Source organism: Acinetobacter sp. ACNIH1 (genome assembly GCF_002934695.1).
Lineage (GTDB): Bacteria > Pseudomonadota > Gammaproteobacteria > Pseudomonadales > Moraxellaceae > Acinetobacter > Acinetobacter variabilis.
Genome location: NZ_CP026420.1, coordinates 169,401 through 187,063, shown reverse-complemented (window position 1 = coordinate 187,063; position 17,663 = coordinate 169,401). Strand labels below are relative to the sequence as shown.

Sequence of the window (17,663 nt, the reverse complement as noted above, 5' to 3'; positions counted from 1 at the left end):
AAGTGATTATTTTCTTATCTTTTCAGGACAAATTTCTAAACTGCCTGATAATGGGTAAATGCAAGACAATAAAAAAGGCCGGTTTATTCAACCGACCTTTTCGAACAACGTTTGCTGCTCTACACGAAATTAGTTAACTTCGCGATCTACTAGCTCAACGTAAGCCATCGGTGCAGCATCACCTGCACGGAAGCCCGCTTTAAGAACACGTAGATAACCGCCGTTACGCTCTTTGTAACGAGGGCCAAGAACGGTAAATAATTTACCAACAGTTGCAGCTGAACGAGTACGAGCAAACGCCAAACGACGGTTTGCTACTGTATCGACTTTAGCTAAAGTGATTAAAGGCTCAGCAACACGACGTAATTCTTTTGCTTTAGGCACAGTTGTTTTGATCAACTCGTGCTCGAACAAAGAGTTAGCCATGTTTTGGAACATCGCTTTACGATGACTGCTTGTACGGCCTAATTTCACACCACTATTACGATGACGCATGGTGATAGTCCTACTTAATTAACGGCTACGATAGGCGAAACGATCGTCCATACGGAGACTAGCTGGTGGCCAGTTCTCTAAACGCATGCCGAGTTGTAAGCCTTTGGAAGCCAGAACATCTTTGATCTCAGTAAGCGATTTTTTACCAAGGTTAGGAGTTTTAAGTAACTCAACCTCAGTACGCTGTACAAGATCACCAATGTAGTAAATGTTTTCTGCTTTCAAACAGTTAGCAGAACGAACAGTTAGCTCTAGATCATCTACTGGACGAAGCAAAATTGGATCAACTTCTTCACGAGGTTCTTGAGCCACAGGAGCTTGATCTTTCTGAAGATCAACAAAGATTGCAATTTGTTGTTGCAAGATTGTTGCCGCTTTGCGGATTGCTTCTTCTGGATCAACTGTACCGTTGGTTTCAAGATCAATGACCAGTTTATCAAGGTCAGTACGTTGTTCTACACGAGCGTTTTCCACTGTGTATGACACACGTTTGATCGGGCTGTAAGATGCATCTAACTGTAAGCGACCCACTGGGCGAGTCTCGCCTTCTGGGAAACGTGAGTCAGAAGTCTCGTAGCCACGGCCTTGAGCCACTTTCAGGCGCATCTTAAGATTGCCTGATGCACTTAACGTGCCGATCAAGTGTTCAGGGTTAACCACTTCAACATTATGAGGTAAACGAAGGTCAGCCGCAGTTACGTCGCCTGGACCTTGTTTCTCTAATGTTAAATAAGCTTCATTTTGATCGAACAGCTTAATAGACAATCCTTTTAGGTTCAGCAAGAGCTCGACGATGTCCTGCTGCAAGCCTTCCAAAGTACTGTACTCGTGCTCAACACCTTCAATCTCAACTTCTACCACAGCAGCGCCAGGTAAAGAAGAAAGAAGGATGCGACGTAAAGCATTGCCCAAAGTATGACCAAAGCCACGCTCTAAGGGTTCTAGAATAACTTTTGCCGAGGTCCCGCTTGCCGCTTCGACCTTGATCGCTTGCGGAGTTAGAAACTCATTTGCAGTACGCGTCATATTGCTACCTCAAGGATTATTTAGAATACAATTCTACAATCAAGCTTTCGTTGATTTCAGCAGGTAAATCAGAACGATCCGGTGCAGCTTTGAACGTACCTTCTAGTTTAGAATGATCTACTTCCATCCAAGAAGGAATGCCACGTTGAGCAGCTAATTCAATTGCGTTTTTGATACGTAATTGTTGTTTAGCGCCTTCGTGAACTGCAATCACGTCACCAGCTTTAACTTGGATAGACGCGATGTTAACGCGACGGCCATTTAAAGTGATTGAACGGTGAGATACTAACTGACGAGCTTCTGCACGTGTAGAACCAAAACCCATGCGATAAACAACGTTATCAAGACGGCTTTCAAGCAATTTCAACAGGTTTTCACCAGTTGCGCCTTTAACACGAGCAGCTTCTTTGTAGTAGTTACTAAATTGACGCTCTAAAACACCGTACATACGACGTACTTTTTGTTTTTCACGTAATTGTAGTGAGTACTCAGATTGTTTACCGCCACGAGCTCCACCATGTTGACCAGGAGCTTTAGCGTGTTTTTTAGTTTTGACGTCAAATGGTTTAACGCCAGATTTTAATTGCAGGTCTGTCCCTTCGCGGCGAGAGAGTTTGCATTTTGGACCAATATAACGAGCCATGAATGTTTCTCCTTACACGCGACGTTTTTTAGGTGGACGGCAACCGTTGTGAGGGATTGGAGTCACATCGGTAATGCTGTTAATTTTATAACCCACTGCACCTAATGCACGAACCGCAGACTCACGACCTGGACCAGGACCTTTCACAAGGACGTCCAAGTTTTTCAAACCGTAATCTAAAGCTGCTTTACCAGCAACTTCAGCAGCTACCTGAGCAGCAAACGGAGTTGATTTACGTGATCCACGGAAGCCTTGTCCACCTGAAGTGGCCCAAGCCAGTGCATTACCTTGACGATCGGTAATAGTCACAATGGTGTTATTAAAAGAAGCGTGAATGTGTGCAACACCTTCAGAGACGGTACGAGTGACCTTCTTGCGTGTGCGAGTATCTTTAGCCATCTTTTAGCTTCCAGAAATCTTATTTCTTAATTGGTTTGCGCGGACCTTTACGGGTACGTGCGTTAGTTTTGGTGCGTTGACCACGGACAGGCAAGCTGCGACGATGACGAAGACCGCGGTAGCAGCCTAAATCCATTAAACGTTTAATGTTCATGGAAATTTCGCGACGTAAATCACCTTCGGTCGGAACCTTGGCAATTTCTGCACGAATCGCATCAAGCTGAGCGTCATCTAATTCACGGATCTTAGTAGTAGTTGGGATACCCGCAGCAGCTAAGATTGACTTAGCAGTGTGGCGACCAATACCAAAGATGTACGTTAGAGAGATAACAGCATGCTTGTTATCCGGAATGTTTACACCGGCAATACGAGCCATTCAATTTTCTCCAAAAAGGCAGTAGAGATAATCAACCGCCCCACAAAAATCTTGAGGGGCGGATAATAACCCAATTCGCCTACTGAAATCAACAGGTCTTGATCAGATTAACCTTGACGCTGCTTATGACGAGGTTCTGCGCTACAAATTACGCGGATAACCCCATTACGACGGATAACTTTACAGCTACCACAAATTTTCTTTACAGAAGCTTGTACTTTCATGATGAAACCTCTAAGTGCGCTTATCCCTTAGGATGAGCAGTCGTTTTTCTCATTAACGTTTGATTGTCATACTGGTGCGAGGTGAGATGTGCTTGAAGCTGAGCCATAAAGTCCATCACCACCACTACCACGATCAGCAACGATGTTCCGCCCAAGCTAAATGGAATACCAAAAGAGCTTTGCAGAATCATCGGCATTAAACAGATGACAGTGATGTATATCGCGCCGATAAAGGTCAAACGATTGAGAATATGATCTAAGTAACGAGCAGTTTGCTCACCTGGACGAATACCAGGCACGTAAGCTCCGCTGCGTTTCAAGTTCTCTGACACTTCTTTAGGACTAAATACCAGTGCTGTATAGAAGTAACAGAAAAAGATAATTAACGCACCAAAGAGCACCAAATACAACGGCTGACCAGGCGATAACACCAATGCCAAGTCTTGTAGACTACGCTTGATAATTCCTGCACTTGGATCCGAACTACCAACCCACTGACCTAAGCTCGCTGGGAACAAAAGTAAAGAGCTGGCAAAAATTGCCGGAATTACACCCGCCATATTAATTTTTAATGGCAAGTGCGTTTGCTGTGCAGTAAATACACGACGTCCCTGCTGCTTTTGAGCATAGTTCACCGGAATACGACGTTGCGCCTTCTCGATAAACACAATCGCTGCAAGTACAGCAATCGATAACAGACCAAAAATTGCTAGTCCAATTAGACTAGACTGGCCATTATCAACTGAAGTCAGAGACTGCATAACCAAAGTCGGCAATCCTGCAACGATACCTGCGAAGATGATCATGGAAATACCATTACCCACCCCACGCTCGGTAATTTGTTCACCCAGCCACATCAAGAACATGGTCCCCGCAACCAAAGAGGTTACTGCAGGAACATAAAAAGCCAGACCAGAGGTCAGGGTAATTCCCTGGCTGATCAGGCCAGCACACATACCAATTGCTTGCACAAGTGCAAGGAACAGCGTGCCTTGTCGTGTGTATTGGTTAATCTTACGTTTGCCCTGCTCGCCTTCTTTTTTCAAAGCTTCGAGCTGAGGAACCACAGTAGACATCAACTGCACGATAATCGATGCAGAAATGTATGGCATGATCCCTAAAGCAAGAATCGACATTCGCTCTAATGCACCCCCCGAAAACATGTTAAACAAACCAAGGATGGTACCTTGGTTTGCATTAAACAGATTTTCTAGCGCGGCATTATTAATCCCTGGTACTGGAATATGCGCTCCTAGTCGAAACACCAACAACGCACCAATGAGAAACATCATTCGACGAATAATTTCACGGTATTTCACATGAAATGGTTGGCCTTTCATCATGTTGACATGACCTGAAGAACTAGGAGTCATAGACACTGGGATTACTCCTCGACTTTACCACCAGCAGCTTCAACAGCAGCTTTAGCGCCTTTAGTCAATGCAACACCTTGTACAGTGAATGCACGAGTAATTTCACCAGAAAGTACGATACGAGCACGAGTCATGTCTTTACGTACAACGTTCGCAGCTTTTAAAGTTTCAAGAGACACGATGTCACCTTCAACTTTAGCAAGCTCAGATAAACGTACTTCAGCAGTTTTCAAAGCCAATTGGCTAGTGAAACCGAATTTAGGCAAACGACGATAAAGTGCAGTTTGACCACCTTCGAAACCTGGACGAGTACCACCGCTCTTACGTGAGTTTTGACCTTTGATACCACGACCACCAGTCTTACCAACGCCAGAACCGATACCACGGCCTAGACGAAGGTTGTCACGCTTAGCACCTTCTGCAGGTGCAATTGTATTTAAACGCAGAGTCATGGCTTATTCCTCTACACTAACCATATAGTAGACTTGGTTGATCATACCACGGTTAGAAGGCGTATCTTGCACTTCTACAGTATGACCAATACGACGCAGACCTAAACCTTTCAGGCTCAGCTTGTGATTTTTCAAGCGGTGCGATGCAGATTTAGTCTGGGTAACTTTAATCGTTTTCATGATTGATTACCCTTGAATTTGTTCTACTGTTAAACCACGTTTCGCAGCAACTTTCTCAGGAGAAGTCATATCACGCAAACCGTTAAAAGTCGCGTTTACTACGTTAGCAGCGTTTGTAGAGCCATAACATTTAGTTAATACGTTACGTACGCCAACAGCTTCTAAAACTGCACGCATCGCGCCACCAGCAATTACACCAGTACCTTCAGAAGCAGGTTGCATGTAAACGCGGCTTGCACCGTGACGAGCATTGATAGGGTGCTGAACAGTACCATCAACAAGGTCAACAGTAATCATGTTACGACGAGCAGCTTCAAGTGCTTTAGAAATAGCAGCTGGAACTTCACGCGCTTTACCACGACCAAAACCTACGCGACCATTACCATCACCCACAACAGTTAATGCTGTGAAAGAGAAGATACGACCACCCTTAACAACTTTGGCTACACGATCAACGGCAACCAGCTTTTCAACAAGACCTTCGTTTTGTTCAACTTTAGCCATGATTAGAACTCCAAGCCGTTTTCACGGGCAGCATCAGCCAAGGCTTTGATACGACCATGATATTTGAAACCAGAACGGTCAAATGCAACTTTAGTAACACCAGCTGCTTTAGCGCGTTCTGCGATTAAAGCACCTACTTTCTGAGCTGCTTCAACGTTACCAGTAGTACCCGCACGTAGAGTAGCGTCTAGAGTAGAAGCTTGCGCTAATACTTTGCCACCATCTGCTGAGATAACTTGAGCATAGATGTGACGCGGAGTGCGGTTTACACACAAACGAGTCGCACCCAATGCACGGATGTGCAAGCGTGTGCTTTTCGCACGACGCAAACGGGATTGTTTCTTTTCGTTCATAAGAACCTCGCGCCTTATTTCTTCTTAGCTTCTTTACGAAGTACAACTTCGTCAGAATAACGAACACCTTTACCTTTATAAGGCTCTGGTGGACGGTAACCACGGATATCTGCAGCGACTTGACCTAGAACTGCTTTATCAGCAGATTTAAGTACGATTTCAGTTGCAGTTGGAGTTTCAGCAGTTACACCTTCAGGAAGCGTATAGTCAATCGGGTGAGAGAAACCAAGGTTAAGGTTAACAACGTTACCTTTAACCGCAGCTTTATAACCAACACCGATAAGTTGTAACTTACGTTCGAAACCTTCGCTTACACCTTTTACAAGGTTGTTAAGCACAGCGCGAGCAGTACCAGCTTGCATCCAAGCATCTTTAGATTCAGCTTTAGGAGCAATAACTAGAGTACCGTCTTCCTGTTTTAGCTCGACCAGCGCATGCAGGTTGAAAGACAATGTACCTTTGCTGCCTTTCACTTCGACCTGCCGGCCGTTCTGAGTAACTGTTACACCGTTAGGTACAGTTACTGGGGCTTTAGCCACACGAGACATGAGGAATCACCTATTAAGAAACAAAAGCAATAACTTCACCACCAACGCCTGCAGCACGTGCAGCGCGATCAGTCATGATGCCTTTGCTTGTAGAAACAATTGCAATACCTAAACCTTGCTTAACGCTTGGAAGTGCATCTTTACCGCGATACTGACGTAGACCCGGACGGCTTACGCGTTTCACAGTTTCGATAACTGGCTTGCCTTCAAAATATTTTAAAGTCAAAGTAAGAGTTGCTTTGCCTTCAACTTCAGCAACTTCTACGTTTGAAATATAACCTTCTTGTTGAAGTACGTTAGCAATCGCAACTTTCAACTTAGAATTAGGCATAGAAACAGTTTGTTTCTTTGCCATTTGTGCGTTACGAACACGTGTTAGCATGTCGGCAACGGTATCTTGCATACTCATTTATAGTGCTCCTTACCAGCTTGCCTTAACAACGCCAGGTACATCACCTTGCATTACTTTATCGCGTACCATGTTACGGCTTAAGCCGAACTTACGGAAGTAACCATGAGGACGACCAGTTAAACCACAACGGTTACGTAGACGTACTGGAGATGCATTACGTGGTAATGCTTGTAATTTCATCATCGCATCGAAACGTTCTTCATCTGAAGCATTTACGTTTGCAATGATTGCTTTTAATTCAGCACGTTTTGCAGCGTATTTAGCAACAGTAGCTTCGCGTTTCAATTCGCGATTAATCATACTTTTCTTAGCCATTTCGACCTCTTATTTGAACGGGAAGCCGAATGCACGCATTAGCGCACGGCCTTCGTCATCGGTGCGAGCAGTCGTAGTGATGGTAATGTCCATACCACGAATACGGTCAATCTTGTCAAAATCGATCTCAGGGAACATGATCTGTTCTTTAAGACCCATTGAGTAGTTACCACGACCATCAAATGATTTCGCAGAGAAACCACGGAAGTCACGGATACGAGGAATCGCAATCGAGATCAGACGGTCTAAGAATTCGTACATACGTTCGCCGCGTAAAGTAACTTTACAACCAATTGGCCAACCATCACGGATTTTGAAACCAGCGATAGATTTACGAGCTAACGTAAGAACTGGTTTTTGACCAGCGATAGCTTGCATATCAGAAAGAGCACCATCAAGGAGTTTCTTGTCAGCAGAAGCTGCACCAACACCCATGTTGATAGTGATTTTAGTGATGCGAGGGATCTCCATCACATTCTTAATTCCCAATTGTTCTTTTAATTGAGCTTTAAGTTCGTCGTTGTAACGTGCTTTAAGTCTGGCCATTGCCTTTTTCAACCTATTACTTCGCTACCGCCACTGATTCACCATTAGATTTGAATACGCGAGTTTTCACGCCGTCAATCGTTTGGTAACCAACACGGTCAGCCTTTTGGGTTGTAGCATTAAAAATTGCCACGTTTGAAATGTGAAGCGAAGCTTCTTGAGTTACGATGCCGCCTTCAGCGCCAGTAACACGGTTCGGCTTTTGATGCTTCTTCACCAAGTTAAGGCCTTCAACCTTAACGCGGTCATTAGAAACAGACAGAACAGTACCCTGTTTGCCTTTTTCTTTACCTGCGATCACAATTACTTGATCGCCTTTTTTAATCTTAGCCATGATCGCCTCTTATAGAACTTCAGGAGCCAATGAAATAATTTTCATGAACTGTTCAGTACGAAGTTCACGAGTCACTGGTCCGAAAATACGAGTTGCAATCGGCGCTTTGTTGTTGTTCAAAATAACAGCAGCGTTATCGTCGAAACGAATCACTGAACCGTCTGGACGACGGATACCGAATTTTGTACGTACAACTACTGCATTCATCACGTCACCTTTTTTAACACGTGCGCGTGGAATTGCTTCTTTTACAGTAACTTTAATAATGTCGCCAACAGAAGCATAACGACGATGTGAACCACCAAGTACTTTAATACATTGTACGCGGCGAGCACCACTGTTGTCTGCTACGTCGAGCATAGTTTCGGTCTGAATCATTGCCCTACTCCAAAACCGAGCATCACCGGTCACAATTTCGAAAGGCTCAAAGAGTACTCGAAATTGACCGATGATGCAACAAGAACGTTAATTACTCAGCAGCTGCTTCAACAACTTCAACTAAAGTCCATGACTTAGTTTTAGACATTGGGCGGCTTTCTTTAATGGTTACAACGTCGCCAACTTTAGCTGTGTTGTTCTCATCATGAGCATGTAATTTTGTTGAACGGCGGATTGATTTGCCATACAACGGGTGTTGAACACGGCGTTCGATAAGAACAACGATAGATTTTTCCATCTTGTCGCTTACTACTTTGCCTGTTAACGTGCGGACTGTATTTTCACTCATTGTCCGTTCCCCTGTTTTTCGGTAAGGAGGGTCTTGATACGAGCAATAGTCTTGCGAGTCAATTGCACTTCGTGCGATTTACCCAATTGACCAGTTGCTTTCGCCATACGAAGACGGAATTGGTTTAGCTGTTGCTCATCAAGCAAAGCTGTCAACTCTTCTACCGACTTTTCACGTAGATCTTTAGTTTTCATTACATTACCGTCCGAGTCACGATAGTGGTTTTAAACGGAAGTTTAGCAGCAGCAAGCGTGAACGCTTCGCGAGCTAGGTCTTCGTTAACACCATCAATTTCGTACAAGACTTTACCTGGTTTGATTTGGCAAACCCAGTATTCCACAGAACCTTTACCTTTACCCATACGCACTTCAAGTGGTTTAGAAGTAATTGGCTTGTCCGGGAATACACGGATAAAGATTTTACCACCACGTTTAATACGACGGCTAATTGTACGACGCGCTGCTTCAATTTGACGTGCAGTCATTTGACCACGTTCGATTGATTTAAGTGCGATAGTACCAAAAGATACTGAGCTACCGCGGTGAGCTAGACCAGTGTTACGGCCTTTTTGCACCTTACGGAATTTAGTACGTTTAGGTTGCAACATGGATTATTCTCCTTTTTCAGCAGAACGATCATTGCGACGACCACGACGCTCTTGACCTTCACCACGACCGCGACCGCGTTTAGCTGGACGTTCTTCAGCTGGAGCTGGGTTCATGACTTGTTTCATGCCACCCAAGATCTCGCCACGGAAGATCCAAACTTTAACACCAATCGTACCGTAAGTAGTCTCAGCACGCATAGTCGCGTAGTCGATATCTGCACGAAGAGTATGTAGAGGTACACGACCTTCACGATACCATTCAGTACGAGCAATCTCAGCACCACCTAAACGGCCTGAAACTTCTACTTTGATACCTTTCGCACCAGCACGCATAGTGTTTTGAACCGCACGCTTCATAGCACGACGGAACATTACACGTTTTTCCAATTGAGAAGCGATAGCTTCAGCAACTAGACGCGCGTCTAAGTCTGGACGATCAATTTCGTTGATACTTACTTGCGCAGGAACACCCATAATAGATGTTAATTCGCGTTGTAATTTCTCAATGTCTTCGCCTTTTTTACCGATTACAATACCAGGACGAGCAGTGCTAATAGTTACTTTAGCAGCGCCTGTTGGACGTTCGATAAGAATATTGCTGATCATTGCATTCTTAAGTTTTTTAGTTAAAAACTCACGAACTTGCAAATCTTTAAGCAAGTATTCAGCGTATTGTTTCGGACTCGCATACCAGTTAGCGTTATGACGTTTCACAACACCTAGGCGGATACCGATTGGATGAACCTTCTGACCCATATCAAACCCCTACCTTAACGGTGATGTGACAAGTACGCTTAGTAATACGATCTGCACGGCCTTTAGCACGTGGCATAATACGTTTCAGGCTCATGCCTTCATCAACGTAGATCGTAGAAACTTTAAGGTCGTCTACATCTAAACTGTTATTATGTTCAGCGTTTGCAATTGCAGATTCCAACGCTTTCTTAACCAATACTGCAGCTTTTTTGTTGCTGAAGTTTAAGATGTTAAGAGCGTGCGCAACAGATTTGCCGCGGATAAGATCTGCAACCAAACGAGCTTTTTGTGCCGAGATAGCGGCACCGCGTAATTTAGCAGTTACTTCCATCATAGCACCTATTAACGTTTAGATTTCTTGTCAACACCGTGACCACGGTAGGTACGAGTCGGTGCAAATTCACCAAGCTTGTGTCCAACCATATGTTCAGAGATGATCACTGGAACATGGTTACGGCCATTGTGTACAGAAATTGTTAAACCAACAAAATCCGGGAGGATCATCGAACGACGCGACCAAGTTTTGATCGGCTTACGGTTATTAGCCGCGATAGCCGCTTCAACCTTAGCGAACAAGTGCGCATCGACGAATGGGCCTTTTTTCAGAGAACGAGGCATTGTCAGATTCCTTTACTTGTTACTTAACGCGACGGTCGCGAATAATCATCTTAGTCGTACGCTTGTTGGTACGTGTTTTGTACCCTTTAGCTTTTTGACCCCATGGGCTTACAGGTTGAATACCTTTGTTACGCCCTTCACCACCACCGTGTGGGTGATCAACTGGGTTCATCGCCATACCACGAACGGTAGGACGAACACCACGCCAGCGTGATGCACCAGCTTTACCTAGTGAGCGAAGATTGCTTTCTGAGTTAGATACTTCACCTAACACAGCGCGGCATTCAACATGAATTTTACGCATCTCGCCTGAACGAAGACGAACGATAGCGTAAGAACCGTCACGACCCAACAACTGAACAGAAGTACCAGCTGAACGAGCTAACTGCGCGCCTTTACCGATTTTAAGTTCGATGTTGTGAAGAGTAGAACCGATAGGCATGTTGCGAAGTGGCAAGCAGTTACCTGGACGGATTGGAGCATCGTTACCAGATTGAACTGAATCACCAGCGCGTAAACCTTTAGGCGCGATGATGTAGCGACGTTCACCGTCAGCATACTTCAACAACGCAATGTGCGCAGTACGGTTTGGATCGTATTCAATACGCTCAACTACAGCTGGGATGCCGTCTTTGTTACGTTTGAAGTCGATTAAACGGTAGTGTTGTTTGTGACCGCCACCAACGTGACGAGTCGTAATGTGACCGTTGTTATTACGGCCGCCAGTACGTTTTTTAGCTTCAACTAGTGGAGCATAAGGCGCGCCTTTGTGAAGGTGATTATGAACCACTTTCTCTACAAAGCGACGTCCCGGAGACGTTGGCTTACATTTTTGAATAGGCATAGTTTTCGTCCTTATTCCGCTGCGCTTTCAGCGGCATCGCCCAAGTCAGCCATTTCAACATCTTGGCCAGCTTTCAGGGTGACGTATGCTTTTTTAACATCAGAACGACGTCCTAATGTTTTACCAAAGCGTTTAGTTTTACCTTTAGTGATCGTAGTGTTAACTTTAACAACTTCTACACCAAACAATTGTTCAACTGCTTTTTTGATTTCAAGCTTGTTTGCATCAAGTGCAACTTTGAATACTTGAACACCAGCAGTTTCACCTAAAACTTGTGCTTTTTCTGAGAAAACAGGTCCTTGCAGGACTTGATATAAACGTTCGTTGTTCATCCGAGTTCTACCTCAATTTTCTTAGCAGCAGCTACAGACATAACAACTTTATCGAACGCGATCAAGCTAACAGGATCGATTGCAGTCGCATCAACCACATCAACGTGTGGAAGGTTACGAGCAGCTAGATACAAGTTCTCATCAACAGCATCAGTAACGATCAATGCACGAGTAGCATTCAAGTCGTTAAGTTTTGCAAGCAATTCTTTAGTTTTTGGAGCTGCAACAGCAAACTCTTCAACTAGAACTAAGCGATCTTGACGAACAAGTTCAGCCAGGATGCATTGCATAGCACCGCGGTACATTTTACGGTTTACTTTTTGAGACCAGTCTTGTGGACGAGCAGCAAAAGTTTTACCACCGCCAACCCAGATTGGGCTACGAATAGAACCAGCACGAGCGCGGCCAGTACCTTTTTGACGGAATGGTTTTTTACCACCGCCAGAAACGTCTGCACGTGATTTCTGAGCTTTAGAACCTTGACGACCACCAGCTAAGTAAGCTGTAACAACTTGGTGTACAAGAGCTTCATTAAATTCACGACCGAACGCAACTTCTGATAATTCAACAGCAGAGCCGGAAACAGTATTTAAATTCACGTTATTTCCCCTCAGGCCTTGATCGTAGGACGAACAGTTACGTCGCCACCAGTAGCGCCAGGAATCGCACCTTTAACTACTAGAACTGAACGTTCTGCGTCGATAGATACAATTTCAAGACCCTGTACAGTTACGCGTTCAGCACCTAAATGGCCAGCCATTTTTTTGCCTTTGAACACGCGACCAGGAGTCTGGTTTTGACCTGTAGAACCTAGAACACGGTGAGAAACAGAGTTACCGTGAGTAGCGTCTTGAGTACGGAAGTTCCAACGCTTAACACCACCTTGGAAACCTTTACCTTTAGACTGACCAGTTACGTCAACAATTTGACCCACTGTGAACAGATCTACACCGATAGTAGCGCCAACTTCACGACCTTCAAGCTCAGCTTCTGAAACGCGGAATTCTTGAACCAGACGACCAGCAGTAACACCAGCTTTCGCAAAGTGACCTTTCTGAGCGTTAGTTACGCGAGATTCGCGACGTTCACCAGTAGTGATTTGAATCGCTTGATAACCATCAGTTTCAAGCGTTTTGATTTGAGTGATGCGGTTAGGATCAACCTCAATCACTGTAACAGGCACAGAAACACCAGCATCTGTAAAGATACGTGTCATACCGCACTTGCGACCGACTAAACCAATAGCCATGTGCATAAACCTCTAAAAAAGCGGCCTAATTAACTTAGAGCGTTAATTAACCCGAAAGCCTTAACCCAATGCGATCTGAACATCAACACCAGCTGCAAGATCTAACTTCATCAATGCATCTACAGTTTTGTCTGTAGGTTGAACGATGTCGATCAAACGTTTGTAAGTGCGGATCTCGTATTGGTCACGCGCATCTTTGTTAACGTGTGGTGATGTTAAAACGTTAAAACGTTCAATGCGTGTAGGCATTGGAATTGGACCACAAACTTGTGCGCCAGTACGTTTTGCTGTTTCTACGATTTCTTGAGCTGATTGATCAATAAGACGGTGATCAAAAGACTTAAGACGGATACGAATTCTCTGGTTAGACATACCAGTTAACTCCAAGCCAAATATATAAAGAATCACTCTTGACGCATCTCACCCCACTATTTTAAGGCAAGTGTCAAGAGCAGTGAAATATCACTAAGGTCGTGATCGATGCCACGACTGTAACGATAGTTAACTACTTTCTTCGTAGTTAACCCCCTTCCTATTGAAGGGTCGCTTATTATAGCCATTGTTTATTACATAAGCAAATCCCTTTTAGAGTTTTTCTTGCTGTATTTCAATTTATTCGGGAAATCAATTGTTTATTTTTTACCCACTAGGCCGTTTTTTCCAAAACATACTGAATAGCTTGATTTAGTATTTGATTTCCTTGGATAAAATTATTTTTGGTTGTTCTTTTCAGTTGTTGGATGTCCTGTACATATTTTCCAGAAAATTGTGAAATTTCTTCTTCATTTTCCAAAAACAGCTTTAAAGTTTCCGGGGTGATTTCCGGATGAAACTGGAACCCCAAGACATTCTTGCCGAGTTGATACACCTGATTACGACAGGCTTCATTTTCTGCCAGATGAATTGCCCCTTTAGGTAGTTCAAAGGTTTCACTATGCCACTGCATAATTTCAAACTGTTCAGGTAAAATAAAACAATCCTCGGGTACATGCGCGACTTTGCGTACCGTGGTCCAGCCTAACTCCTGCTCCTGGTTACGGCTGACGGCCGCACCCAAGGCATTGGCAATCAGCTGCCCACCTAAACATAGGCCAATCGCCGGTTTGCCTTGAGAAAGATAACGGCGTAACCAGCGTTTTTCGATCTTTAACCATGGATAATTCGCCTCATCATTAACGCTCATGGTGCCTCCCATGATGATCAGCAAATCAACTTCATCCACTGATGGCAAAGCTTCAATATCCAGTGGACGATCGACGGGTAAAGCAAAGAATTCAGTCGCAGTAATTTGCGCCTGATGCTGCTTTAAAAAATCAATACAACTACCAAAACCCTCGCCAGCAATATGCTGAAAATAATGTACTTTTAACTGCGACTTCATGCGCCTAAACCTTTTGTTGTAGCTCTCTGATTTTAGGTTTTGCAAAAATGAAGCCAACTTTTTAGCAATGTCAGTTTTTTCAACATTTCACAACATAACTGGCAGCAATAATGAGATTCTCTTAAGCTAAAGCAATATTTGATTACATTTAAGAGCATTCACGTGAAAAAAAATCCTCAAACAGCGCTGATTCATGCACCACGAAAGGCCCCGCAATACATTTCCAGTATTCAACCTCCCCTGTTTCGTGCATCCACCATTATCTTTAACAACACCGATACCCTATTTAATCGCCATTGGACTGATGACTATGACTATAGCTATGGCACGCATGGTACACCGACGACATTTACCTTAGGCGATAGCATTGCCCAGATCGAAGGCGGTCAATATTGCTTGCTGGCACCGAGTGGTTTATCTGCGATTAATCTCGTGAATTCTTGTTTTTTAAGCCAAGGCGATGAAGTGTGGGTTGCGGACAATATCTATGGTCCAAACATGGAACATTTACGTAATCTGGAAACCCGCTATGGTATTCAGGTCAAAGTCTATAATGCGATAGACACGGATACTTTTCAGCCCTCGGAAAAAGCCAAACTGCTTTGGCTGGAAGCGGCGGGTTCCGTGACTTTAGAATTTCCCGATTTGAGTCGCTTGGTCAAGAAGGCTCAAGCCAACAATATCCTCACTGCGCTGGACAATACTTGGGGCGCAGGTCTCGCCTTTAATGCATTTGATTTTGGTGAGGATCATTTAAGTGTCGATATGACCGTGCATGCCCTGACTAAATATCCAAGTGGTGGCGGTGATATTCTGATGGGTTCAGTGGTTACCCGCGATAAAGAATTACATCACAAATTGTTCCGTGCGCATGCCATTCAGGGTATTTCAGTATCAGGTGATGATGTCGCTCAGGTACAACGTAGTCTGGCTTCAATGCAACTCCGATATGAACATCAATCACAAAGCTGCTTAACCTTATTAGACTGGCTCAAACAACAACCAGAATTTGTTCAGGTCTTACATCCGGCTGATACTGACAATGCTGGCCATGAAAACTGGAAAGAAATTTGCAAGCAAGGACATAGTGCCGGACTGGTCAGCGTGATTTTTGACAATAACTACAAGTTGCAAGATATTCGAAATTTCTGTGACAGCTTAAAACTGTTTAAGCTTGGATTTAGCTGGGGTGGCCCTGTGAGTCTGGTCATGCTATATAACTTAAAAGAAATGCGTGTGCTTGAACATTCACATTTGAAAGAGGGTTTTCTGGTTCGTTTCTGTATTGGTCTAGAACATCCGAAAGATCTGATTGAAGATATTCAGCACGCACTACAAAACATGAAAAAACTTAAAAATGAGTAAATAACAACAGGAAAATTTATGGGTACACCAATTATTATTGCTAAAAAAACCAGTGATACCACGCAAAATATTGTGCTGCACTCACAGCTTGCCAACAGTCACGGGCTAATTGCCGGCGCGACCGGAACTGGCAAAACGGTAACTTTGAAAGTTTTGGCAGAAAGCTTTTCCAGCATTGGTGTACCCGTGTTCCTAGCCGATGCCAAGGGAGATGTTTCCAGCCTAGCCAAGCCGGGGGAAAGTAATCCTAAGTTCGATGAACGCATTAAAAGCCTGAATATTGACTCGATTCCTTTTGAAGCTTCGCCGGTCGTATTCTGGGATCTGTTTGGTGAACAAGGCCATCCGATCCGTACTACGATTTCTGAAATTGGACCACTCTTGCTTGCCCGCATCCTGAACCTGAATGACACGCAAGAAGGCGTTCTCTCGGCAGTCTTCCGAATTGCCGACGATCAGGGCTTGTTACTGATCGATTTTAAAGACCTGAAAGCCATGCTCAGCTATGTCAGCGAACATGCTGCAGACTTTAAAGCGGAATATGGCAATCTCTCCCCCGCCAGCCTCGGTGCGATTCAACGCAATTTATTGGCACTTGCAGATCAAGGCGGGGATAAATTCTTTGGCGAGCCAGCACTCGACCTGATGGATTTCCTGCAAACGGATAGCCAAGGCCGCGGCAATATCAATTTGCTGGCTGCCGACAAGCTGATGAATACACCGAAGTTGTACGCCACTTTCCTGCTATGGATGCTGTCAGAGTTATTTGAACAGTTACCAGAAGTGGGTGATCTGGACAAACCGAAACTGGTGTTCTTCTTTGATGAAGCCCATCTATTCTTTGATAATGCCAGCCCCGCCCTGCAGGAAAAGTTTGAACAGGTCGTGCGTCTGATCCGCTCCAAAGGTGTGGGGATTTATTTTGTCACCCAGAATCCACTCGACTTACCTGAAAGCGTATTAGGACAACTCGGCAACCGTATTCAGCATGCCTTACGCGCTTTCACACCTAAAGACCAGAAGGCAGTCAAAACGGTAGCAGATACCTTCCGTGCCAATCCAGAATTTAAAGTGCAGGAAGCGATTACTGAACTTGCTGTGGGTGAAGCGCTGATTAGCTGTCTGGATGAAAAAGGGACTCCACAGATGGTTGAACGTGGCTGGATCATGCCACCACATTCTTCTTTTAGCCCGATTACACCAGAAGAACGTAAAGCACTGATGCAGCAAAGCATTGTCGCTGGTATTTATGAGCAGGAAGTTGACCGTGACAGTGCGCATGAGATGCTGCAGCAAAAAGTACTGGAACTTCAGCAGCAGGCTCAAGCTGCGGAACTTGCCAAGCAACAGGCCAAAGAACAGGAAGCTCTGGCTAAGCAGCAAGCCAAGGAACAGGAACGTTTGGCACGTGAACAGCAAAAAGAAGCTGAACGTGCAGTCAAGCAACGTGAAAAACTCACACAGGATATTGTGGGTACCTTTGCCAAAAGTGCAGCACGTAGTCTGGGTGGTAGTACCGGACAGAAAATTGTGCGTGGTCTATTAGGTTCCCTCTTCGGGCGCAAATAACCTTCCTTTCTCCGATCGAAAACATCATTTTTATG

At 44.5% G+C, this 17,663-nt stretch carries 30 protein-coding genes and 1 pseudogene; 2 read left to right on the top strand and 29 right to left on the bottom strand.

Features of this window, described 5'->3' with window-relative positions; all coding sequences use genetic code 11:
• Positions 1-129: 129 nt before the first annotated feature.
• The 29 genes and pseudogenes from rplQ to C3F22_RS00875 form a co-directional block, all read right to left on the bottom strand.
• On the bottom strand, positions 130-495 hold the full coding sequence (gene rplQ, locus C3F22_RS01015) for a 50S ribosomal protein L17 (RefSeq protein WP_004786886.1): 366 nt from the start codon (positions 493-495) through the stop codon (positions 130-132).
• Positions 496-513: 18 nt separating this feature from the next.
• Entirely contained in the window at positions 514-1,521 is a 1,008-nt protein-coding gene (locus tag C3F22_RS01010) for a DNA-directed RNA polymerase subunit alpha (RefSeq protein WP_004786889.1), read from the bottom strand.
• Positions 1,522-1,537: 16 nt separating this feature from the next.
• Complete coding sequence (rpsD, locus tag C3F22_RS01005; protein ID WP_004786890.1) at positions 1,538-2,164, bottom strand: 30S ribosomal protein S4; 627 nt, start codon at positions 2,162-2,164, stop codon at positions 1,538-1,540.
• Positions 2,165-2,176: 12 nt separating this feature from the next.
• The gene (gene rpsK / locus C3F22_RS01000; protein ID WP_001040166.1) at positions 2,177-2,563 is read right to left on the bottom strand and encodes a 30S ribosomal protein S11; all 387 of its coding nucleotides are present in this window, start codon (positions 2,561-2,563) and stop codon (positions 2,177-2,179) included.
• A 19-nt stretch (positions 2,564-2,582) separates the two neighbouring features.
• On the bottom strand, positions 2,583-2,939 hold the full coding sequence (rpsM, locus tag C3F22_RS00995) for a 30S ribosomal protein S13 (RefSeq protein WP_004786893.1): 357 nt from the start codon (positions 2,937-2,939) through the stop codon (positions 2,583-2,585).
• Between the two features lie 107 nt (positions 2,940-3,046).
• Positions 3,047-3,163, bottom strand: coding sequence for a 50S ribosomal protein L36 (rpmJ, locus tag C3F22_RS00990; protein WP_000867907.1), 117 nt, complete (start codon positions 3,161-3,163; stop codon positions 3,047-3,049).
• 20 nt (positions 3,164-3,183) lie between these two features.
• The gene (gene secY, locus C3F22_RS00985) at positions 3,184-4,503 is read right to left on the bottom strand and encodes a preprotein translocase subunit SecY (protein ID WP_171065444.1); all 1,320 of its coding nucleotides are present in this window, start codon (positions 4,501-4,503) and stop codon (positions 3,184-3,186) included.
• A 44-nt stretch (positions 4,504-4,547) separates the two neighbouring features.
• On the bottom strand, positions 4,548-4,988 hold the full coding sequence (gene rplO, locus C3F22_RS00980) for a 50S ribosomal protein L15 (protein WP_004786897.1): 441 nt from the start codon (positions 4,986-4,988) through the stop codon (positions 4,548-4,550).
• A gap of 3 nt (positions 4,989-4,991) precedes the next feature.
• Complete coding sequence (gene rpmD / locus C3F22_RS00975; protein WP_004786899.1) at positions 4,992-5,168, bottom strand: 50S ribosomal protein L30; 177 nt, start codon at positions 5,166-5,168, stop codon at positions 4,992-4,994.
• A 6-nt stretch (positions 5,169-5,174) separates the two neighbouring features.
• The gene (gene rpsE / locus C3F22_RS00970; protein ID WP_004786901.1) at positions 5,175-5,672 is read right to left on the bottom strand and encodes a 30S ribosomal protein S5; all 498 of its coding nucleotides are present in this window, start codon (positions 5,670-5,672) and stop codon (positions 5,175-5,177) included.
• A 2-nt stretch (positions 5,673-5,674) separates the two neighbouring features.
• A complete protein-coding gene (gene rplR / locus C3F22_RS00965) occupies positions 5,675-6,025 on the bottom strand; it encodes a 50S ribosomal protein L18 (RefSeq protein ID WP_004281497.1) in 351 nt (116 codons plus the stop codon).
• A 14-nt stretch (positions 6,026-6,039) separates the two neighbouring features.
• Entirely contained in the window at positions 6,040-6,573 is a 534-nt protein-coding gene (rplF, locus tag C3F22_RS00960) for a 50S ribosomal protein L6 (protein WP_004786903.1), read from the bottom strand.
• Positions 6,574-6,586: 13 nt separating this feature from the next.
• On the bottom strand, positions 6,587-6,982 hold the full coding sequence (gene rpsH / locus C3F22_RS00955) for a 30S ribosomal protein S8 (protein WP_004786905.1): 396 nt from the start codon (positions 6,980-6,982) through the stop codon (positions 6,587-6,589).
• Positions 6,983-6,994: 12 nt separating this feature from the next.
• Entirely contained in the window at positions 6,995-7,300 is a 306-nt protein-coding gene (gene rpsN / locus C3F22_RS00950) for a 30S ribosomal protein S14 (RefSeq protein WP_004786907.1), read from the bottom strand.
• Between the two features lie 9 nt (positions 7,301-7,309).
• Positions 7,310-7,846 carry a 50S ribosomal protein L5 gene (gene rplE / locus C3F22_RS00945; RefSeq protein ID WP_004786908.1) on the bottom strand — a complete coding sequence of 179 codons (537 nt, stop codon included), beginning with the start codon at positions 7,844-7,846 and terminating at the stop codon, positions 7,310-7,312.
• Positions 7,847-7,862: 16 nt separating this feature from the next.
• A complete protein-coding gene (gene rplX, locus C3F22_RS00940; protein WP_004786911.1) occupies positions 7,863-8,180 on the bottom strand; it encodes a 50S ribosomal protein L24 in 318 nt (105 codons plus the stop codon).
• A gap of 9 nt (positions 8,181-8,189) precedes the next feature.
• Complete coding sequence (gene rplN, locus C3F22_RS00935; protein ID WP_001982634.1) at positions 8,190-8,558, bottom strand: 50S ribosomal protein L14; 369 nt, start codon at positions 8,556-8,558, stop codon at positions 8,190-8,192.
• A 91-nt stretch (positions 8,559-8,649) separates the two neighbouring features.
• On the bottom strand, positions 8,650-8,907 hold the full coding sequence (rpsQ, locus tag C3F22_RS00930) for a 30S ribosomal protein S17 (protein ID WP_004786913.1): 258 nt from the start codon (positions 8,905-8,907) through the stop codon (positions 8,650-8,652).
• Entirely contained in the window at positions 8,904-9,101 is a 198-nt protein-coding gene (rpmC, locus tag C3F22_RS00925; RefSeq protein WP_004786915.1) for a 50S ribosomal protein L29, read from the bottom strand. The genes rpsQ and rpmC overlap by 4 nt, the downstream gene beginning before the upstream one ends.
• Positions 9,101-9,514, bottom strand: coding sequence for a 50S ribosomal protein L16 (gene rplP, locus C3F22_RS00920; RefSeq protein WP_004786917.1), 414 nt, complete (start codon positions 9,512-9,514; stop codon positions 9,101-9,103). Before rplP ends, rpmC begins: the two co-directional genes overlap by 1 nt.
• Positions 9,454-10,270, bottom strand: a pseudogene (gene rpsC, locus C3F22_RS00915) (30S ribosomal protein S3). Before rpsC ends, rplP begins: the two are co-directional and overlap by 61 nt.
• A 1-nt stretch (position 10,271) precedes the next feature.
• Complete coding sequence (rplV, locus tag C3F22_RS00910; protein ID WP_001982638.1) at positions 10,272-10,601, bottom strand: 50S ribosomal protein L22; 330 nt, start codon at positions 10,599-10,601, stop codon at positions 10,272-10,274.
• 11 nt (positions 10,602-10,612) lie between these two features.
• Positions 10,613-10,888, bottom strand: coding sequence for a 30S ribosomal protein S19 (gene rpsS, locus C3F22_RS00905; RefSeq protein WP_004673001.1), 276 nt, complete (start codon positions 10,886-10,888; stop codon positions 10,613-10,615).
• 19 nt (positions 10,889-10,907) lie between these two features.
• Entirely contained in the window at positions 10,908-11,732 is an 825-nt protein-coding gene (rplB, locus tag C3F22_RS00900) for a 50S ribosomal protein L2 (protein WP_004786921.1), read from the bottom strand.
• An 11-nt stretch (positions 11,733-11,743) separates the two neighbouring features.
• Positions 11,744-12,064, bottom strand: coding sequence for a 50S ribosomal protein L23 (gene rplW, locus C3F22_RS00895; RefSeq protein WP_004786923.1), 321 nt, complete (start codon positions 12,062-12,064; stop codon positions 11,744-11,746).
• A complete protein-coding gene (gene rplD / locus C3F22_RS00890) occupies positions 12,061-12,663 on the bottom strand; it encodes a 50S ribosomal protein L4 (RefSeq protein WP_004786925.1) in 603 nt (200 codons plus the stop codon). The genes rplW and rplD overlap by 4 nt, the downstream gene beginning before the upstream one ends.
• Positions 12,664-12,674: 11 nt before the next feature.
• Positions 12,675-13,313, bottom strand: coding sequence for a 50S ribosomal protein L3 (gene rplC, locus C3F22_RS00885; RefSeq protein WP_004786927.1), 639 nt, complete (start codon positions 13,311-13,313; stop codon positions 12,675-12,677).
• 60 nt (positions 13,314-13,373) lie between these two features.
• Positions 13,374-13,685, bottom strand: a complete 312-nt coding sequence (gene rpsJ / locus C3F22_RS00880) for a 30S ribosomal protein S10 (RefSeq protein WP_000070912.1) — start codon at positions 13,683-13,685, stop codon at positions 13,374-13,376.
• Positions 13,686-13,959: 274 nt separating this feature from the next.
• Positions 13,960-14,694: a type 1 glutamine amidotransferase gene (locus tag C3F22_RS00875; protein ID WP_104425687.1), complete on the bottom strand. Its 735-nt coding sequence runs from the start codon at positions 14,692-14,694 to the stop codon at positions 13,960-13,962.
• 162 nt (positions 14,695-14,856) lie between these two features.
• On the opposite strand from C3F22_RS00875, the gene C3F22_RS00870 reads away from it, so the two are divergent.
• Together C3F22_RS00870 and C3F22_RS00865 are read left to right on the top strand one after the other, a co-directional pair.
• Positions 14,857-16,059: a PLP-dependent transferase gene (locus C3F22_RS00870; protein ID WP_004786932.1), complete on the top strand. Its 1,203-nt coding sequence runs from the start codon at positions 14,857-14,859 to the stop codon at positions 16,057-16,059.
• A gap of 18 nt (positions 16,060-16,077) precedes the next feature.
• The gene (locus tag C3F22_RS00865) at positions 16,078-17,628 is read left to right on the top strand and encodes a helicase HerA-like domain-containing protein (RefSeq protein WP_004786933.1); all 1,551 of its coding nucleotides are present in this window, start codon (positions 16,078-16,080) and stop codon (positions 17,626-17,628) included.
• Positions 17,629-17,663 lie beyond the last annotated feature (35 nt).

Excerpts from the sequence above, each read along its gene's own strand:
- rplR (WP_004281497.1), bottom strand. The coding sequence starts at position 6,025 with ATGAACGAAAAGAAACAATCCCGTTTGCGTCGTGCGAAAAGCACACGC.
- rplC (WP_004786927.1), bottom strand. The coding sequence starts at position 13,313 with ATGGCTATTGGTTTAGTCGGTCGCAAGTGCGGTATGACACGTATCTTT.
- rplN (WP_001982634.1), bottom strand. The coding sequence starts at position 8,558 with ATGATTCAGACCGAAACTATGCTCGACGTAGCAGACAACAGTGGTGCT.
- rpmC (WP_004786915.1), bottom strand. The coding sequence starts at position 9,101 with ATGAAAACTAAAGATCTACGTGAAAAGTCGGTAGAAGAGTTGACAGCT.
- rpmJ (WP_000867907.1), bottom strand. The coding sequence starts at position 3,163 with ATGAAAGTACAAGCTTCTGTAAAGAAAATTTGTGGTAGCTGTAAAGTT.
- rpsJ (WP_000070912.1), bottom strand. The coding sequence starts at position 13,685 with ATGTCTAACCAGAGAATTCGTATCCGTCTTAAGTCTTTTGATCACCGT.
- C3F22_RS01010 (WP_004786889.1), bottom strand. The coding sequence starts at position 1,521 with ATGACGCGTACTGCAAATGAGTTTCTAACTCCGCAAGCGATCAAGGTC.
- rpsK (WP_001040166.1), bottom strand. The coding sequence starts at position 2,563 with ATGGCTAAAGATACTCGCACACGCAAGAAGGTCACTCGTACCGTCTCT.
- rplP (WP_004786917.1), bottom strand. The coding sequence starts at position 9,514 with ATGTTGCAACCTAAACGTACTAAATTCCGTAAGGTGCAAAAAGGCCGT.
- rpsN (WP_004786907.1), bottom strand. The coding sequence starts at position 7,300 with ATGGCTAAGAAAAGTATGATTAATCGCGAATTGAAACGCGAAGCTACT.
- rplF (WP_004786903.1), bottom strand. The coding sequence starts at position 6,573 with ATGTCTCGTGTGGCTAAAGCCCCAGTAACTGTACCTAACGGTGTAACA.
- rplX (WP_004786911.1), bottom strand. The coding sequence starts at position 8,180 with ATGGCTAAGATTAAAAAAGGCGATCAAGTAATTGTGATCGCAGGTAAA.
- rplW (WP_004786923.1), bottom strand. The coding sequence starts at position 12,064 with ATGAACAACGAACGTTTATATCAAGTCCTGCAAGGACCTGTTTTCTCA.
- rplB (WP_004786921.1), bottom strand. The coding sequence starts at position 11,732 with ATGCCTATTCAAAAATGTAAGCCAACGTCTCCGGGACGTCGCTTTGTA.
- rpsM (WP_004786893.1), bottom strand. The coding sequence starts at position 2,939 with ATGGCTCGTATTGCCGGTGTAAACATTCCGGATAACAAGCATGCTGTT.
- rpsD (WP_004786890.1), bottom strand. The coding sequence starts at position 2,164 with ATGGCTCGTTATATTGGTCCAAAATGCAAACTCTCTCGCCGCGAAGGG.
- rplE (WP_004786908.1), bottom strand. The coding sequence starts at position 7,846 with ATGGCCAGACTTAAAGCACGTTACAACGACGAACTTAAAGCTCAATTA.
- rplQ (WP_004786886.1), bottom strand. The coding sequence starts at position 495 with ATGCGTCATCGTAATAGTGGTGTGAAATTAGGCCGTACAAGCAGTCAT.
- C3F22_RS00865 (WP_004786933.1), top strand. The coding sequence starts at position 16,078 with ATGGGTACACCAATTATTATTGCTAAAAAAACCAGTGATACCACGCAA.
- rpsE (WP_004786901.1), bottom strand. The coding sequence starts at position 5,672 with ATGGCTAAAGTTGAACAAAACGAAGGTCTTGTTGAAAAGCTGGTTGCC.
- rpsH (WP_004786905.1), bottom strand. The coding sequence starts at position 6,982 with ATGAGTATGCAAGATACCGTTGCCGACATGCTAACACGTGTTCGTAAC.
- rplO (WP_004786897.1), bottom strand. The coding sequence starts at position 4,988 with ATGACTCTGCGTTTAAATACAATTGCACCTGCAGAAGGTGCTAAGCGT.
- secY (WP_171065444.1), bottom strand. The coding sequence starts at position 4,503 with ATGAAAGGCCAACCATTTCATGTGAAATACCGTGAAATTATTCGTCGA.
- rpmD (WP_004786899.1), bottom strand. The coding sequence starts at position 5,168 with ATGAAAACGATTAAAGTTACCCAGACTAAATCTGCATCGCACCGCTTG.
- rpsQ (WP_004786913.1), bottom strand. The coding sequence starts at position 8,907 with ATGAGTGAAAATACAGTCCGCACGTTAACAGGCAAAGTAGTAAGCGAC.
- rpsS (WP_004673001.1), bottom strand. The coding sequence starts at position 10,888 with ATGCCTCGTTCTCTGAAAAAAGGCCCATTCGTCGATGCGCACTTGTTC.
- rplV (WP_001982638.1), bottom strand. The coding sequence starts at position 10,601 with ATGGAAGTAACTGCTAAATTACGCGGTGCCGCTATCTCGGCACAAAAA.
- C3F22_RS00875 (WP_104425687.1), bottom strand. The coding sequence starts at position 14,694 with ATGAAGTCGCAGTTAAAAGTACATTATTTTCAGCATATTGCTGGCGAG.